The sequence below is a fragment of the Flavobacterium sp. genome (genome assembly GCF_965277525.1).
GTDB lineage: Bacteria > Bacteroidota > Bacteroidia > Flavobacteriales > Flavobacteriaceae > Flavobacterium.
This window is the reverse complement of record NZ_CBDIDC010000002.1, coordinates 674,296-690,544: the sequence shown is the minus strand read 5'-3', so window position 1 is coordinate 690,544 and position 16,249 is coordinate 674,296. Positions and strand designations below refer to the sequence as shown.

Below are 16,249 nucleotides of genomic sequence, written 5' to 3'. Positions count from 1 at the left end.
CCCTCGCTGTGCGAAGTCTCCCGACTTCGTACGCACTCCAATAATCCGCAAAGAGAATCAATAAATAAAATTGGAACGGAATATAGCAACGGGTACGAAGTCAGGAGACTTCGCACAGCAATTGCGAACACTTCGTGGAGCGGGATAGTTAGACAGATGCTATCTTTTGTTTCAGCATATTGATAATCTAAATTAATTGTAGCCATTTCATTGGTAGATATCTGTTTTATCAAAATGGATTCTTCTTTTTTACAAGATATTAGTAATAAAATAATCAACAGACAAATAAGTTTTTTGTTCATGTGCATAAAATTATTGGTTTACAAAAATGGAATCTATTAAAATTATTTTTTCTTCTCTATCTTGTTGTTCCTTTTCATAATGAAAGAGTGTATAATTTAAATTGCTTTGATATGTATATGGGTCAGTAATTACTCTAGTTTTCGCTTGATCATCTCTTAATTCTTTTAGAGTTTTATATTGACCTTTAAATAATTTATCTAATATTTCTTGTGTTACTTTAGTAAGAGAAAAAAGATATCTTTCATCCATTCCTCCACTAGTTTGCAAAAAATCATTAATCCCTCTAATCCCTTTATTTTTAGCCTTTTCTACTAATTCGTAGACGGGACTATCCCAAGATGCTATAATAGATTCTGTGATACTTGGTGAAACCATCGCTACAAGAAAATCTAAAGGGGCAAAACCAGTCATAATTGTTTTTGGGTTTTCATCCATTGCAAAACTTATTACCTCTGATGCAGAATCAAATATTCCTAATTGTTACCAATTAATTTTTTTACTTATGTGAACTCTTTCACCCCCTTTTAATGACATACTAAAAACTATTGAATCGCTAACCCTTCGAAAGTCTTCAACGATATCAGGATTATCTTTTCGGAATTGATTATATCCAATTAATTTTATAGTATCTCTAAATTTTAAATTTTCAAATGATTTATTGATATTATATTTTTTTAGTATTGTTTCAGCAACTTCCCTTGAAATCATTTGAGTTCTTATTTTTATTATAATATGAAATTTTTTTTGAGTTACTAGGTCATCTTTATTTAATGCAAAAAAAATCCTTTCCGTTTTGTTATCCTTATAGTAAGTTTGATAATCATTAATATCATCGAGTAAACGTTGATTGTTAATTGAAATAAAATATAAACCCAAATTTCTAAGATTTTCTGTATTAGCAGTTATTTCAAATTCTATAGGAATAGTTATAGGTACACTATCTTTTTTTATCTCTGATTTTTGATAATCTGGTCTAATTGTAACTATTTCATCAGAAATAAGCTCTTTTATAGAAATTGGTTCCTTTACATTACAAGAGATTAATGTCAAAAAAATAAAAATCATTAGTTTCTTCATAATTTTAGTTTTTGTTTATAAAAATAGTATCAATCAATATAGAATCCTGTTCATTTATTTCACCTGGTTTTATATAGTGAAAAAGAGTGTAAATTAATTTTGATTGATATTCATAAGAGTCAATATTTGTTCGTAATTTTTCTTCATTTAATTTTAACTCTTCTAAAGTTTTAAATTTCCCTTTTAAAAGTTTCTTAAGCGTTTCTTGAGTTATATTAGTTATAGCAAAATCATATCTTTTTTCTTTTCCTCCACTGCTTTGTAAAAATTTATTGATCCCACGAATTCCCTTATCTTTTGCTTTTTCTGCCAATTCGTAGACGGGACTATCCCAAGATGCTATAATAGATTCTGTGATACTTGGCGAAACCATCGCTACAAGAAAATCTAAAGGTGCAAAACCAGTCATAATTGTTTTTGGGTTTTCATTTAAAACTTATAATATGCTAAGAGTTAAAAATATTTCTCAATCGTTAGAGACTTTTTTTTATAATATTTTAATTCACCAGATAATATTTTTTTGATTTGTAAAAAGTATTATTCCTTTATAATAATTTGCTACAACAATCGAATCATGATAATTAGTAAGTTGAATCATTAATTCTGGATTTTCTTTTCTAAATTTATCAAAACTTATAATTTTAACCGAATTTTTAATTTTAATAAGATTTTCGTCTATTTTATATTTTGCAAAAATTTTATTTGCTTCTTTTTTGTGTATATATATATAATTTGTTCTAATAATTATATCCAAATGACCTTCGGGCTTAATTACAGTTTTAAGATTTAAAATTTTATCCAAATGATATTGATTTTTATCAAAAACTATAAAATCGTCTAAATCTTTTAAAATTTTACCATTATGGATCATATAAATAGTAGATTTATCGATCTCTTTGGATGCATTATTTATTATTCTATACTCTATTGGAATATCTAAGATTAGACTGTCTTTAGAATATTTATAATCACTTTTTATAAATACATTTTCTGTGCTTATCAAGGATTTTAATATTGTATTATCTTTACTTTGGCAAGCTGAAATAATAAACAATATAATTATGGAGTAAAATTTCATATAATTAACTGTTAATGATTATAGAATCAATTGTTGTAATATATTTCTCTAAATCTTGGTCGTAAACTTCAGTATAAAAAAGCGTATAGATTGTAGAAGGCTTACTTTGTTTTTCAGTGTATTTTAATTCTCTTAGTTGCTCAATAGTTTTTATTTCACCTGCTAATAATTTGTTTAAGACCATTTGATTTATATCTAAAATATTATATCCATATCTTTGTTCTTTTCCACTACTTGTTAATAACATGAAATCATTAATTCCTTTTATCCCTCGATCTTTAGCCTTTTCTGCCAATTCGTAGACGGGACTATCCCAAGATGCTATAATAGATTCTGTGATACTTGGCGAAACCATTGCTACAAGAAAATCTAAAGGTGCAAAACCTGTCATAATTGTTTTTGGGTTTTCATCCATTGTAAAACTTATTACATCTGATGCAAAATCAAATATTCTTAATAATTCTTTAGAGGCTTTGGCAATGGTATTGAATGTGCCTACTTCTTTAAAATAATCTAATTGGCTTATTCCTTTTGTTGTTACTAGTTTTCCATCTTTTCTATAGCCAAAATTTCCTGCCTTTGTAACCTCATAAAGTTCACCGCTGTTGTCGTAAACAGGTTTAGTATATATTTTACGGCTAAATTCTATTTTACCCATATTATTGACTAAATGTCCTCTTTTCAATTGTCTTACAGCAATTGTATGTCGCATATTGTCGCTGTATTTCATCATTGCTTCGCGGACATCTCCATAAAGTTCACTTTTTATGTTATCAGCAATAGTATTTAATTGATTTTCTAGTTCCTTAGATGGTTCATGTTCAAGCCCAATACCTTTTGAAAAAACAACAATATCTCCATCAGAAGTTCTGATTTCAGGAAAATTATATCCTTCATAGGCAGGTTTTATAAACAAAGTAGTTTTAGAACGATATACATCAAGTATGTTGTTATTAGATTTCCAGTAAGTATTATGATATTTCCAAGTCCAATAAAATTCAAGACAACTGTTAATGCTTCCTTTTTCATCTTCTTTTATATCAATATGCCATTTTGGGTTCAAATACAGTTCTATTGTGATTCTGTGTTGTCCGTTTACTTCTCTAACCATAGCGGTTTTGAAAACCATTTTTCCGTCAAATTCTGGATTATCAAAGATGGTCAGGTCTTTAAAAGGAGTATTTTTATCCCAAAGCTGAAAGGTTATGCTTGTTCCAACTGGGATACTATCGCTTACATTTAATTGAAAATAAACCGTTTCTTCCAAATAGGCTTTTGGCCAATTGGAATCTTGTTCTGGGATGTTGCTTATTCCTTCATAATCCGGGCTCCACCAGCCTGAAAAAGCAATTTGAGGTTTTTCGAGTACTGGTCTTGGTTCAGGTTCTCCATAGCTGTATTCAGGCGCATAATAATCAATGCGCCCGTTTGAGTTAATTTCTATTTCTTTAGCAAAAAGTCTTGTAGTTCCTCTTACAATAATGGTTGAGTTTCCGCCTACACGTCTAGTTTTTGTCATTGCTCAGGTTTTATATTTTAGTCTGTTTAATTTTGTCTTGTGCCTTCATTACTATTATTTTTTATAGTATTGTCTGCATGAAATTCATGTCCCTTTTCACTTTGAGCAATACTTTTTCCGGCAACAAGATCATTTTTATCTTTTTTGACTTCTGAATTAAAATCACCCTCAATATTTTCATGACTGTCTCCCACAACATGCAACATTTTGTCTCCGCCAATACTTGTATTTAAAACTCCGCCAACAATTGTAGTTTTATCAAAAGTAGCACTTTCAGAAATATTGGCCCCGGCTCTAAACGTAATACTCTCTGAAGCCTCAAGAATAATATTTTTAGCTCTTATCGTAAAAGTTTCAGGAGTAGTCACATTTATACTTTTATTTACTTCATCAAGATGAATTTTATTTCCACTTGGGTCAGAAAGTATAATACCTACTTTCTCGATGAATTTAAGCAATTGCCCAAAGCGCATTCTTATCGCTTTAATCATATTTTTGGGATCAAAGAATTCCGGTTTTGCATTTCCGTTATAATGTGATGCAGCAACATAAGGTCGATCTACATTTCCGCCTTCAAAATCAACCAGTACTTCATCGCCAATTTCCGGTCTGCAATACGCCCCTCTGCCTGAGCCTGAGTATTGTTGTGTTACACGCATCCATTCGCTTACGCGTCCTCCTGCACCCCAGTAAAATTCAACTCTTACACGCCCTAAACCTTCCGGATCGTTATTATCATACACTTTTGCAGACTGACTTTTGGCTTTTCTGAATTTCTCTACATTGGTATAATGAGGCGCAGCCACATCAGCAGGAATAGCTTTGAACTCACAGCTATAATTTCCGTGAACTTTTGAATGGTGTATGACCTCGATAGCAATAAGTTCATGCTCTACAGTTTGATTCTGAATAGTAAAAATCTGTCCCACACCAATGGGACAATAAGAAACTCCAGTATAAAATACACTATTCGCATCCCGACCGGCTGTTTGTAATTGTACCATTTCATCAATTTCAGATGAATTTTGTGCCTGATTGGTATAAGCTGCTGTGCTTAAGTCAGGTTGTGATACTGAAACCTGTCTGTTGCCTACTATTCTTGAAAAACTGTCTGAACTTCCTAGATTTGTCTTAAGTGCTGATGCTCTGATATTGCTCACATTATTATAATCATAACCAGCAAAAGAAGTTTTATGTGATACCAGATTGGTTTGTATTCTAAATTCATGCAAAGAAGATCCGTTTATTAATTTTACCTTGCTCGTTTTTGTCTGTCCAAACTGCATGCGCATTCCGTCAAAATAAAACCATTGTCCGTGGCGGGCTGAAAGACGTTTTAAAAAATCAAAACTCGTTTCGTTGTATTGTGTTTTGCAGTCGAAATATTTTGTGTTGGTGGGCTTAATAGCATCTATTTGAAAAAACTCTCCGGCAGTTTCTTCAGAAAATATGCTAACTGCTATTTCGTGTAAACTTCGATCTAAAAAAGTTCTTGATTTTTTCTGGTCTTTCAGCAAAATGGTGTGGCTTACTCCTTTTACATGCAAGCCAACCGGGCTGCCGTTTACATCGATAGATTCAAGTTGTGTAATGATGCCTTTAGACATAAGTCTAATACCACCATTTTGGCTTTTAAAAGTAAAAATTACTTCCAGTCCTTTATAATTTCGAAGAGCAGCTGCCTGATCGGCAGGTTTAATAATTGCTTTTCCGGTGTATTGCCACACAAATGAAAAATGATGATGATCCATCATCGCTTGTGAAAGCTTTAAATCATAATACACAATTGTTTGTGTAAATCCGTCAATAGTAATATGAACTTGTTCTGAGAATTTTGACATGGTTATTTTATTAAGAATTATTTTTTGGCTGATAAACTTTATTGGTAAAGCAACCGAAAAATATTTTTTTAAAGCGCCATCAAAAGTCTTTTTACTAATAGAATAAGGTATTTCTCATTTAAAGTACAATATCCAAATCCTGTAACATTATCTCAAAATACTGTAAGACATTCTTCACACAATCTTGATAATTTTACATTATAACATTTAAACTATTACATCATGAAAAAACTACTATTAACAGGAAAAGCAATTCTAGGAGCAGGATTATTATTAATGTCCCTTAACTCTTGTAAAAACGAAACGAAACAAGAAGATCCAAAAGAAGTTGCTGAAGATAGTAATGACGCCAAATTTGACTCTATTGCAGATAAAAAAGATGATTCTGAATTTTTAGTAGATATCGCAGAAGTGAATCTTGCTGAAATCGAAATCGGAAAACTGGCGCAAACAAAAAGTACCAATCCTGAGGTAAAGAAATTTGGAAAAATGCTTGTTGATGAGCATACCAAATCGGCTTCTGAAGTTAGTGCTTTAGCTAAAGCTAAAAACTTCACTTTACCTACTTCGCTTACCGAAGAAGGTCAAGAGGAATATAAAAAACTGAATGAAAAATCTGGTCTTGACTTTGATAAAAAGTTCGCTGATATGATGATCGACGGACACGAAAAAGCGATTGATAAGTTGCAAAAAGCAACTAAAGATGCAAAAGATGAAGATGTTAAGCTTTGGGCATCAAATAATATAGCACCGCTAACAGCTCATTTGGAGCATGCAAAATTGCTAAAACAAGACTTAGATAAAAAGAAATAAATTTAATTGGTTATTATTATTTATTTTCAAAACCCCTTAAGAGTTGAATTGCTTAAGGGGTTTATTTTTTAGTTGCAAAGGCTCAGAGTTGCAAAGGGACAAAGTTTTTTGTAAATGCATTGCTGTGCGTCTTTTAGGTTCTAATCTATTATCAAACTATGTAAGATGGATTAAAATCCATCCCTACAATATGTTTTGTTCCTACGGAACCGCTTGATGAAATTCCTTATAAATGATTTTTAAGACAACTAATTTAACCTTTTTTCCTTTGAACCTTTGAACCTTTGAACCTTTGAACCTTTGAACCTTTGAACCTTTGAACCTTTGTAACTTTGTAACTTTGTAACTTTGTAACTTTGTAACTTTGAACCTATGAACCTATTGTTCCAGCAATCTTTGTTCCTTTATAAAAAACGCCTTCTCTTTTAGGCAAACGTGCTACAGCTTCGGCAGAACAGCTTGCTTTTACCAGAATAAAATTCGCTTCGTTATCTACTGCGGGCCAAACACGGGTTCCTGAATCGTTAAGGGGTAAGATTTCATCTTTTGTTGCAATATGAAGGGCACGACTTAAATTATATTCATCTGTCCAGCCATAAAGTTGTGCGCATAGTTTAGCTTTTTCAAGCATATCACAAGTACCAAAAGGCTGCCAGTGATCGACAATACTATCCGTTCCTGTCATGAGTTTTACGCCATATTTTTTCAGGGTTGGAATTGGCATTATGGTTTTCCCAATCGGAATTCCTGACACTACTCCTATTCCCAGATTTCCCATTTGCTCGGCTATTTTTTCCAGATCTTTTGGGTCCATTTTAGCAAGCGCAAAACCGTGGCTGATATAAGTCTTTCCTTGAAGTTGTTTGTTTTCTTCGGTTTTTTTAATGATATATTCAATCGCTGATTTTCCTGACGGAGGCGATTCATGCAAATGGATGTCTATACCTTTATTAGTATCAATTGCAATTTGAAACATGGTATCAAGTGATTTCTCCATATTGCCATCGACATTTGTTGGGTCAAGTCCGCCTATGAAATCAATTCCCATCGAAGCCGCTTCTCTTAATAATGATTCTGATTGCGAATATAAAATTCCGTGCTGCGGAAAAGCTACAATTTCCCAACCAAAACTATCTTTATTTTTATCTAATGCAGCCTGTAAATGCTCTAAACTTTTTAATCCGCTTACAGGATCGATATTGCATTGGCAACGCGCAAAATAACTTCCCTGGCTTTGCATCAGTTTAATGGCTTCTTCGGCTTTATGCTGAGAATCCGGTAATAATTGCGGAATTAACTTTTGCTCCAGCGTAATCATGTCTTTTACCGTATATCCTTTTCTTGGCGCTGCATTCCAGGTTCCGCTTCCATAATAGGTTTTATCAATATGAATGTGCATATCTCGTAATCCCGGAAGCATCAAAAATCCCTTGGCATCAACTGTTTTCAATTTCAAAGCCGGCTTTCCTGTCGTAATGCTTTTAATTTTACCATTGGCGATATGCAAATTGTACAAAGCTGTTTTTGTAGCGATGACTTCGTTTTTCTCATTGTATTCGAAACCATCTTCTAATCGTACATTAATTAAAAGATATTCGTTCAAAGCTGTTTTATTTTCTTCTGGCAATACTTGCGCAACTGCATTTCCTCCAATTCCTGAAAATAGTGCTGCACCGGTGGCTGCAGCTCCTAATCCTAAGAATCTTTTTCTGCTTATTTTATGCTCTTCCATAAATTATATTTTATATTTCTTGAGTTTGTTATACGGTTTTACAATAACACGCTACTAATTAATAGCAATTATTGCATTGCAAAAATCGTTATAAACTAAAACTGATAACGGTAATATTACGGATAAGGATGGTAGAAATTATAACTTTTTGAAATTGCCCGGATTTTTTCCTGCATATTTTTTAAATACCTTGCTGAAATAGGTATTATCACTAAAACCAAGTTGATACGCTATTTCTTTGATCGACAAATCAGTACTCGTTAATAAACGTTTTGCTTCGAGAATGGTTCTTTGTTTTATAACATCGCTTGCCGGCATTTTTAAGTATTTCTGTGAAAGAATATTGAGATAGTTTGGGGTAATATTTAATTTATCGGCATAAAAATTAACTGAAGACTCTTCTTTAAAATACTCATCGATTAAGACATGAAATTTTTTGATCATTTTTTCAGGTCTGGTCGAAAAATCATGCTCGGGAAATTGAATCAGATATTGTTTTTGCAAGAGCTTAAGCAGTAAATGCAAACGCAGTAAAACTATTTCTTTGGCAAGTATATCGTTATCAGGTAACACTAATTCTATTTCATGCAAATGATTTTTAAATTCCTCAAATTCTTCTTTAATCAAAGAAAGACAAGACGGAACACTTTGCTCAAAAAACGGAAATTGGGATAAATTCGAAAAAATAGTAATTACGTCCGGCGAAAGCATCAACTGAAATCCGGAAGTATCAATATTAAGCGACCAGTTGTGCACTTGTCCCGGTCTGATAAAATAAACCTGATAATCGCCTACTGTATATTGTGTAAAATCGACATTGTGCACACCTGAACCTTTCTCGACAAAAAATACAAGGTAAAAATCGTGTTTATGGGGCTGCTCGAATTCGTTTCTACCTTTTACGCTATGGCGAAATAAGGTAATACCCAAAGTTTCTTCTCCAAGTATATTGCCAACAGATAAAATAGGAATCGAATGTGTAGCCAAAAGAAAATGCCGTTGATTATGCACTTTCAAAATTATAGAATTAAATGCTATAAAGTTTTTAAAAGAATAAAAAAAGGTCTGACTATTTTCAAGTCAAACCTTTTTAAGTTTTCTTTATGCTTGTTTTTTAGCTCGCGCAATCCCGATAGTTATCGGGAGTAAATGCGCAAAGTTTTAATTCTAATACCTCTGAACCTTTGAACCTGCCCTAAAAAACTTAGCAACTCAGAGCGTTAATCACTTAGCTACTTTAAAGAAGCCATATCAATTACAAAACGGTATTTTATATCTCCTTTAAGTAACCTTTCGTAAGCATCGTTTACTTCATTAACGCTAATGATTTCAATATCGGCAGTAATATTATGTTCTGCACAAAAGTCAAGCATTTCCTGAGTTTCGGCAATTCCGCCAATCGCAGAACCGGCAAAACTTCTTCTTCCTAATATAAGACTGAAAGACGTTACCGGAAGCGGTTCCATTGGCGCACCAACCAAAGTCAGGGTTCCGTCTACTTTAAGTAAATTCAGGTACGAATCTATATTATGTTCCGCCGATACACAATCTAAGATAAAGTTTAGTGTTTTAGCGTGTTTCGCCATTTGTTCCGGATCTGTAGATAAAACAACTTCATCTGCACCCAAACGTTTTGCGTCTTCGGTTTTAGACAATGAAGTGGTAAAAACTACCACATGAGCGCCCATTGCTTTCGCTAATTTGATGCCCATATGTCCTAAACCACCAATACCAACGATTCCCACTTTTTGTCCGGGACCAACATTCCAGTGTTTTAACGGAGAATAAGTCGTGATTCCTGCACACAATAAAGGGGCAACTCCCGCAAGATCTAGTTTGTCTGAAATATGCAATACATAATTTTCATCGACTACAATACTTTGAGAATACCCTCCAAAAGTTTGTCCGCCTAAATGAATGTCCGGAGAATTGAATGTTAAGGTGCTTCCTTCATCACAAAATTGCTCCAAATCGTTTTTACAATGCTCACATTCTCTGCAAGAATCAACCATACAGCCTACTCCTGCTAAATCGCCAACTTTGAAACCTTTTACATGATCACCTACTTTAGTTACGCGACCTACAATTTCATGTCCGGGAACTATTGGGTAAGTCGTTCCGTGCCATTCGTTTCTGGCAGAGTGCAAATCTGAGTGGCAAATTCCGCAATATAAAATTTCGATCTCTACATCATGCGCTAAGACTCCTCTACGCTGAATGTCTAATGTTTGCAAAGGTGCTTCGGCAGCTTCTGTACCAAAGGCTTTTATGTTTTTTGTTTCCATTTGATTTTTTTGTTTAAAGTTTCAGGTTTTATTTGTTTGCTTCGCCAATTCGGCTAAAGCCTCGTGCCAGGTTTTGAAAATACCACGAAAAATTCTCGTAAAGACGCAGAGTCGCAAAGTTTTCTTTTTTAAGACTGTAAGGCTGTAAGCTTTTACACTTAGTAACTTAGAAGCTTAGCAACTCAAAACTTAAACTACTTTCCAAAACTATTGTACTCCTCATCGGTCACGCTTTCTAACCAGATTCCTTTTCCCTTGTCTATTTCTGTAATGATACTAATATGTGAAAATCGGCTGAAAGGTGTTGCGCCATACCAATGTTCTACACCAGGTAAAATGGTCACCACCTCATCTTTATGAAGTAATCGAATGGGAGTGCCTTTTTCCTGAAAATAGCCTATTCCGTCTGTTGCGATAAATAATTGTAAACTTGCATTAATATGCCACTTGCATCTCGAACCGGGTTCAAAAGAAATTTCTTTGATCACCGTATTGTCCGGATGAATGTTACTGGTTTGTTTTTTATAAGAAACATCACCGGTCATGAAAGTATTAGGGATTTTTCCCTCTTCAATAGCAGAAGTATAAAGTGTTGACATAAAATGGATTTTTTGAGATTGATTTTTATTCTAATAAGACCTGACAAAACCGTTAATTAATCGCTAGATCTCGCCAAACAACACTTTTACCTTATTTATTTAAAGCTATTGTACTGTTCGTCTGTTACTGGTTCAAGCCAGTCTACAATACCTTTCTCGGTATTGGTACTAATTGCAATATGGGTAAATTCACCATCAGGAGAAGCTCCGTGCCAGTGTTTTACCTCGGGTTGAATATTCACCACATCACCTTCCTGAAGTAACTGAATTGGTTTTCCTTCTTCCTGATAATATCCTGTTCCCTGTGTTACAATTAGAATTTGTCCGCCGGGATGCGTGTGCCAGTTGTTTCTGGCGCCTGCTTCGAAAACAACATTACCCACTGCGGTATTTAAAACCGGATCATTAGGAACCAACATTTTCACCCACGCTTTTCCTGTAAAGTAATCCGCTGAAGCTAAATCTCCTTTTGGGAAAATAGTTTCATTTAATTGATTTTTTGGTTCTTTCATAATTATTTCGTTTTTGTATATCAGTGCTGGAAACTAAATCAGAAAGCTGGAATGCGCTTTATAGAAGTTATATTTAGTCAGCGAAAAACCGATAGAGGTTAATACTAATTATTTCACGGCAAAATTACTTTGGTAATGACAATCAGAAATAACAATAATCAAACAAAAAATTAAGAATATGAAACAATTTACGATCGTAACGATTTTGGGATCGTTCCCGTGAGTCTTTTAAAGTAGTTGTTAAAATAGCTTGGATACTCAAATCCGAGAGAATATCCGATATCCGAAATACTCCAGTCTGTATGTTGCAGCAATGCTTTGGCTTCACCAATAATCCTTTCTGTAATATGAGCTGTGGTAGGTTTTCCGGTAACTTCTTTTACGGAACGGTTCAGATGATTGACGTGTACCGCAAGACTTTGTGCATAATCCTGAGGCGTTTTTAAAACCAATGGTTCATTTTTTGTTTCTATTGGGAATTGTCTTTCCAGAAGTTCCAAAAATAAAGAGGTAATTCTTGATGATGCATTTTTATGTTTAAAGAAGTTTTCTGTAGGTTGCATTTTCATCGATTCATGCAAGATCAAATTGATATAATTACGGATTAAATCATCTTTAAACACATAATCCGTATCTTGTTCTTCGATCATTTTTTGAAACAACGAATCTATAAACACTTTTTGCTCAGCAGATAACGCAAATATGGGTGTTCCGCCAATTTTAAACAAAGGCGATTCATGAAGGCTTTCAGACCGATCGTTTACTTTTAAAAATTCCTCGGTAAAAACACAGGCATATCCATGATAAGCCGGAGAAATAATCTCCCATGAATACGGAATATGTGGATTTCCGAAAAATAATATTGTACCATCAGTTTCTATACCACGATCTGCATAATGAATAAGGCTCTGACTCGTATTAATACAAATCTTGTAAAAATCCCTGCGATTGTAAGTTGGAATTTTACTTACATCATCACTTACTTCGTATACTTTAAAACCTTTCAGTTTTAAATCATTTATACCAAGTTCCGAAGCCTGAAAATCTAATTGCTCTTTCATTTTGCAAAGTTATGAAAATCAAACAAAAATTTAGTTTCGGGTTTCAAGTTTTTTTGTTTCAGGTTTGAAATGAGGGTAACAAGAATTTAACCGAAAAGTCCGCAAAGTTTTTTTTACAGTAAATTATCTTGATAAACGGAGAGAACGCAAAGATTTGTCAATTAACTTTGTGAACTTTATGTCTTAAAATTGTAAAATTAGTATAAAACTTTGTGCCTTAGCTCCCAATAGCTATCGGGATTGCGAGATTAAAAAAACTTAAAGGACTTTGTGTAAATCCTTGCGTGCTTTGCGGTTAAATTTTATGCAAACACTGATCCATTTCAAAACCTAAAACAAAATAAACAACTAAAAAATTGCTTAATTATACCAATCGGTATATATTTGCGGTTAAATTTACCAATCATGAGTAAAGCTGAAAAAACAAAGCAATTTATTATCGAGAAAACCGCTCCTATTTTTAATATGAAAGGATACAGCGGAACTTCTATGAGCGATATTACCACAGCTACCGGACTGACAAAAGGAAGTATTTATGGTAATTTCGAAAATAAAGACGAAGTGGCCATTGCCGCTTTTAAGTTTAATGTAAAAAAACTTCAGGACACTTTTACAAAGGAGACAGAAAAGCAAACTACTTTTAAAGACAAATTATTAGTTTATCCGAGGTTGTATTCTGACTATTATGATTTAAGGATTACCAAAGGCGGATGCCCTATCATTAATACGGCCACAGAAGCTGACGACACGCACTCCATACTTAGGAAAAAAGTTGAAAATACGATTCTCGCCTGGAAAGACAGATTGGTCTACTTTATTGAACAAGGCATTATTGCCGGAGAATTTAAGGCCAAAGATATTGATCCCGAAAAAACAGCGTTTACTATCATTGCCATTATTGAAGGCGCTATAATGATTTCTAAAATAACAGGAAATTTATCTCATTTATCTACTATCATGCTTTCGCTAACCAAAATCATAGAGGACTTAGAATAAAAGTAATAACTAAAGTACTTTTTTTTTGAATAAAAATATACCGATCAGTATTAAAAATAAACAATAAAACCTAATGGAAAAATTAACGAGATTACAAGTATTACAAAACCACATTGACAAAGAATTTACAGCATCTCCATCGCCTTTTATGCTTTGGATGAAACCCGTAGTTGTTGCTGCCAAAGAAGGTACGGTGACATTTAAATATTTAGTTCGTGAAGAAATGTCGAATCCGGTGAAGAGTTTACACGGTGGCGTAACGGCTGCAATCGCTGATGATTGCATTGGTGCCACAATGTTTTCCTTAGATGAAGAAACTTTTTACACCACCATAAACCTTGTTGTCGATTACTTTGCCCCTGCTTTTGTTGGAGATACCATTATTGCCCAAACAGCCATCATCAGAAAAGGAAAACAAATCGTAAATGCACAATGCGAGATCTGGAACAAAGATCAGACCAGATTAATTGCAAGAGCGACTTCTAATCTTCTTAAAACCAATATTATCAAGAAAGAACTGTGATTTTTTTTAACACATAGAAACATAGATTTTGTAAACTAAACAAAGGCGTTTCACTTTTGATACATTAAGCTGTGTGAAAGAAACCTGTTTCGTTTTTTGATATCTTTTTATTTCTATAAAATCTATGTTTTTATGTGTTTAGATTTTTTATCAACTACATTTTACATTTTACAACACAACCTTTTTTTTAACCAAAAATATACCAATCGGTATAAAATAGTTTTATGACACCATTACACCGAAAAATGCTCATATTCACAGTCATTCTGGCTGCGATTATGGAATTGATTGATATATCGATCGTAAACGTAGCGCTTTCTCACATGAGTGGAAACCTTGGCGCAACGCTCGAAGATACTTCCTGGGTAATTACTGCTTATGCCATTGCCAACGTAATCATTATCCCTATTACCAGTTTTCTGAGCGCCAATCTGGGGCGACGCAATTATTATATTGGCTCTGTCATTCTATTTACTTTCTGTTCTTTTATGTGCGGACATTCTTCTAATATCTGGATGCTGGTCTTTTTCAGGTTCTTTCAGGGAATTGGCGGTGGAGCTTTGTTATCTATTTCTCAGGTTGTGGTTTTTGAACTTTTCCCAAAAGACAAACAATCTACAGCAGGAGCATTATTTGGGGCAGGAATTTTCATCGGACCCACTATTGGGCCAACACTTGGTGGTTATATTACCGAAAATTATGATTGGCCTTGGATCTTTTTAATCAATGTACCAATTGGTATTCTGGTTATGATTTCTTGTTATTTCTTGTTAAGAGAACCGGCTGTTAAACCTGAAATTACCAAAGTCGACTGGACTGGTATTGCCTTACTAGCCATAGGGGTTGGTGCATTGCAAACGGTATTAGAAAGAGGCGAAGTCGAAGATTGGTTCGAAACCCGATATATTGTAATATTAACCGTTATTGCTGTGAGCACCTTACTATTTTTTATTTATTGGGAATTATCTATAGACAAACCCGTCGTGAATCTTCGCGTACTTAAAAGCAAATCTTTGAGTATTGCAGCTGTTCTGACTTTTGTAACCGGATTTGGAATGTTCATTTCCATTTATATCACTCCGGTTGTGGCTCAACGGCTTTTGAGTTTTTCTCCTTACCAAACCGGGTTGCTTTTGCTTCCCGGAGCATTATTTGCTTTGCTGGCATTAAAATTATGCGGTACGTTATTGCAAAAAGGAGTTTCGCCGGTCATTATCATCGCTGCAGGATTTCTATTGTTTATTTATTTCAATTGGAGAATGTCCGGGATGACACTCAACACAAGTGCTGCTGAAGTAGCAACTTCTCTTATCTTTCGTGCTTTAGGAATGGCTTTACTAACAGTTCCGCTTACGATGTTGGCTGTTTCATCTCTCGACGATAAAGATGTTGGACAAGGTGCAGCACTCAACAATATGATGCGACAATTGGGTGGTTCTTTCGGCGTTTCAATCATCAACACCTATGTTGCCCACCGATTTTTTGCGCATCGAAATGAACTCGTTTCAAATGTTACGCCTTATAATGTAATTGCCATGGATCGAATCAATGCCTATATAAAATACTTTCAAAGCAAAGGTTTCGCCTATAATGAAGCAAAATTAAAAGCCCTGAAATTGATGGAAAGTATTATATTAAAACAATCTTCTTTATTGAGTTACAGAGATGCTTTCTTTCTTGTTGGGTTATTTTTTGTAGTGACCTTACCGCTTCTTTTATTTGTAATGAACAAATCGAAGAAACCAAAAACCAATATGATTATTTCTGATCATTAAAAAAATGAGAGCTACAAATTTTATTATATATCACCCGCTGGGCTTTTGTGATCGTGGTTAATCATTTTCTATAAATATGGCATCCTTCTGGGATTTATTTTAATTTAAATATTTTAAAAACGAACTCAACATTAT

Annotated in this window: 16 protein-coding genes; 4 read left to right on the top strand and 12 right to left on the bottom strand. The window is 33.9% G+C overall.

All coding sequences use genetic code 11. The features are described 5' to 3' along the window. Positions 1-312 precede the first annotated feature (312 nt). The 6 genes from ACQY44_RS05090 to ACQY44_RS05065 form a co-directional block, all read right to left on the bottom strand. Positions 313-738, bottom strand: a complete 426-nt coding sequence (locus ACQY44_RS05090) for a hypothetical protein (RefSeq protein ID WP_428229313.1) — start codon at positions 736-738, stop codon at positions 313-315. A gap of 45 nt (positions 739-783) precedes the next feature. Continuing rightward, positions 784-1,380 (bottom strand): hypothetical protein, encoded by a 597-nt coding sequence (locus ACQY44_RS05085; protein ID WP_428229312.1) that lies wholly within the window; start codon positions 1,378-1,380, stop codon positions 784-786. A 4-nt stretch (positions 1,381-1,384) separates the two neighbouring features. Next, positions 1,385-1,789 (bottom strand): hypothetical protein, encoded by a 405-nt coding sequence (locus tag ACQY44_RS05080; RefSeq protein WP_428229311.1) that lies wholly within the window; start codon positions 1,787-1,789, stop codon positions 1,385-1,387. A 93-nt stretch (positions 1,790-1,882) separates the two neighbouring features. Then, positions 1,883-2,458, bottom strand: coding sequence for a hypothetical protein (locus tag ACQY44_RS05075; RefSeq protein WP_428229310.1), 576 nt, complete (start codon positions 2,456-2,458; stop codon positions 1,883-1,885). 4 nt (positions 2,459-2,462) lie between these two features. Beyond that, entirely contained in the window at positions 2,463-3,977 is a 1,515-nt protein-coding gene (locus ACQY44_RS05070) for a hypothetical protein (RefSeq protein WP_428229309.1), read from the bottom strand. A 26-nt stretch (positions 3,978-4,003) separates the two neighbouring features. Beyond that, complete coding sequence (locus tag ACQY44_RS05065) at positions 4,004-5,818, bottom strand: type VI secretion system Vgr family protein (RefSeq protein ID WP_428229308.1); 1,815 nt, start codon at positions 5,816-5,818, stop codon at positions 4,004-4,006. Between the two features lie 222 nt (positions 5,819-6,040). Here ACQY44_RS05065 and ACQY44_RS05060 point away from each other — a divergent pair, with 222 nt between their 5' ends. Further along, complete coding sequence (locus ACQY44_RS05060) at positions 6,041-6,631, top strand: DUF4142 domain-containing protein (protein WP_428229307.1); 591 nt, start codon at positions 6,041-6,043, stop codon at positions 6,629-6,631. Positions 6,632-7,001: 370 nt separating this feature from the next. On the opposite strand, the gene ACQY44_RS05055 is transcribed toward ACQY44_RS05060, so the two are convergent. The 6 genes from ACQY44_RS05055 to ACQY44_RS05030 all read right to left on the bottom strand — a co-directional run bounded on the left by ACQY44_RS05055 (position 7,002) and on the right by ACQY44_RS05030 (position 12,820). Beyond that, the gene (locus ACQY44_RS05055) at positions 7,002-8,363 is read right to left on the bottom strand and encodes an amidohydrolase (RefSeq protein WP_428229306.1); all 1,362 of its coding nucleotides are present in this window, start codon (positions 8,361-8,363) and stop codon (positions 7,002-7,004) included. Positions 8,364-8,501: 138 nt separating this feature from the next. Continuing rightward, positions 8,502-9,374 (bottom strand): helix-turn-helix domain-containing protein, encoded by an 873-nt coding sequence (locus ACQY44_RS05050; RefSeq protein ID WP_428229614.1) that lies wholly within the window; start codon positions 9,372-9,374, stop codon positions 8,502-8,504. Between the two features lie 221 nt (positions 9,375-9,595). Further along, positions 9,596-10,648 (bottom strand): NAD(P)-dependent alcohol dehydrogenase, encoded by a 1,053-nt coding sequence (locus tag ACQY44_RS05045; protein WP_428229305.1) that lies wholly within the window; start codon positions 10,646-10,648, stop codon positions 9,596-9,598. A 194-nt stretch (positions 10,649-10,842) separates the two neighbouring features. Further along, positions 10,843-11,247, bottom strand: coding sequence for a cupin domain-containing protein (locus ACQY44_RS05040; RefSeq protein ID WP_428229304.1), 405 nt, complete (start codon positions 11,245-11,247; stop codon positions 10,843-10,845). 95 nt (positions 11,248-11,342) lie between these two features. Continuing rightward, on the bottom strand, positions 11,343-11,759 hold the full coding sequence (locus ACQY44_RS05035) for a (R)-mandelonitrile lyase (protein ID WP_428229303.1): 417 nt from the start codon (positions 11,757-11,759) through the stop codon (positions 11,343-11,345). Positions 11,760-11,947: 188 nt separating this feature from the next. Next, positions 11,948-12,820: a helix-turn-helix domain-containing protein gene (locus ACQY44_RS05030; RefSeq protein ID WP_428229302.1), complete on the bottom strand. Its 873-nt coding sequence runs from the start codon at positions 12,818-12,820 to the stop codon at positions 11,948-11,950. Between the two features lie 405 nt (positions 12,821-13,225). On the opposite strand from ACQY44_RS05030, the gene ACQY44_RS05025 reads away from it, so the two are divergent. From ACQY44_RS05025 to ACQY44_RS05015, 3 genes are all read left to right on the top strand, one after another. Beyond that, positions 13,226-13,816, top strand: coding sequence for a TetR/AcrR family transcriptional regulator (locus tag ACQY44_RS05025; RefSeq protein WP_428229301.1), 591 nt, complete (start codon positions 13,226-13,228; stop codon positions 13,814-13,816). 73 nt (positions 13,817-13,889) lie between these two features. Next, positions 13,890-14,339, top strand: coding sequence for a PaaI family thioesterase (locus ACQY44_RS05020; RefSeq protein ID WP_428229300.1), 450 nt, complete (start codon positions 13,890-13,892; stop codon positions 14,337-14,339). Between the two features lie 224 nt (positions 14,340-14,563). Beyond that, positions 14,564-16,114: a DHA2 family efflux MFS transporter permease subunit gene (locus ACQY44_RS05015; RefSeq protein ID WP_428229299.1), complete on the top strand. Its 1,551-nt coding sequence runs from the start codon at positions 14,564-14,566 to the stop codon at positions 16,112-16,114. The last annotated feature ends 135 nt before the right edge of the window (positions 16,115-16,249 follow it).

Coding starts and splice junctions, on each gene's coding strand:
- ACQY44_RS05090 (WP_428229313.1), bottom strand. CDS start 738: ATGGATGAAAACCCAAAAACAATTATGACTGGTTTTGCCCCTTTAGAT.
- ACQY44_RS05085 (WP_428229312.1), bottom strand. CDS start 1,380: ATGAAGAAACTAATGATTTTTATTTTTTTGACATTAATCTCTTGTAAT.
- ACQY44_RS05080 (WP_428229311.1), bottom strand. CDS start 1,789: ATGACTGGTTTTGCACCTTTAGATTTTCTTGTAGCGATGGTTTCGCCA.
- ACQY44_RS05075 (WP_428229310.1), bottom strand. CDS start 2,458: ATGAAATTTTACTCCATAATTATATTGTTTATTATTTCAGCTTGCCAA.
- ACQY44_RS05070 (WP_428229309.1), bottom strand. CDS start 3,977: ATGACAAAAACTAGACGTGTAGGCGGAAACTCAACCATTATTGTAAGA.
- ACQY44_RS05065 (WP_428229308.1), bottom strand. CDS start 5,818: ATGTCAAAATTCTCAGAACAAGTTCATATTACTATTGACGGATTTACA.
- ACQY44_RS05060 (WP_428229307.1), top strand. CDS start 6,041: ATGAAAAAACTACTATTAACAGGAAAAGCAATTCTAGGAGCAGGATTA.
- ACQY44_RS05055 (WP_428229306.1), bottom strand. CDS start 8,363: ATGGAAGAGCATAAAATAAGCAGAAAAAGATTCTTAGGATTAGGAGCT.
- ACQY44_RS05045 (WP_428229305.1), bottom strand. CDS start 10,648: ATGGAAACAAAAAACATAAAAGCCTTTGGTACAGAAGCTGCCGAAGCA.
- ACQY44_RS05040 (WP_428229304.1), bottom strand. CDS start 11,247: ATGTCAACACTTTATACTTCTGCTATTGAAGAGGGAAAAATCCCTAAT.
- ACQY44_RS05035 (WP_428229303.1), bottom strand. CDS start 11,759: ATGAAAGAACCAAAAAATCAATTAAATGAAACTATTTTCCCAAAAGGA.
- ACQY44_RS05030 (WP_428229302.1), bottom strand. CDS start 12,820: ATGAAAGAGCAATTAGATTTTCAGGCTTCGGAACTTGGTATAAATGAT.
- ACQY44_RS05025 (WP_428229301.1), top strand. CDS start 13,226: ATGAGTAAAGCTGAAAAAACAAAGCAATTTATTATCGAGAAAACCGCT.
- ACQY44_RS05020 (WP_428229300.1), top strand. CDS start 13,890: ATGGAAAAATTAACGAGATTACAAGTATTACAAAACCACATTGACAAA.
- ACQY44_RS05015 (WP_428229299.1), top strand. CDS start 14,564: ATGACACCATTACACCGAAAAATGCTCATATTCACAGTCATTCTGGCT.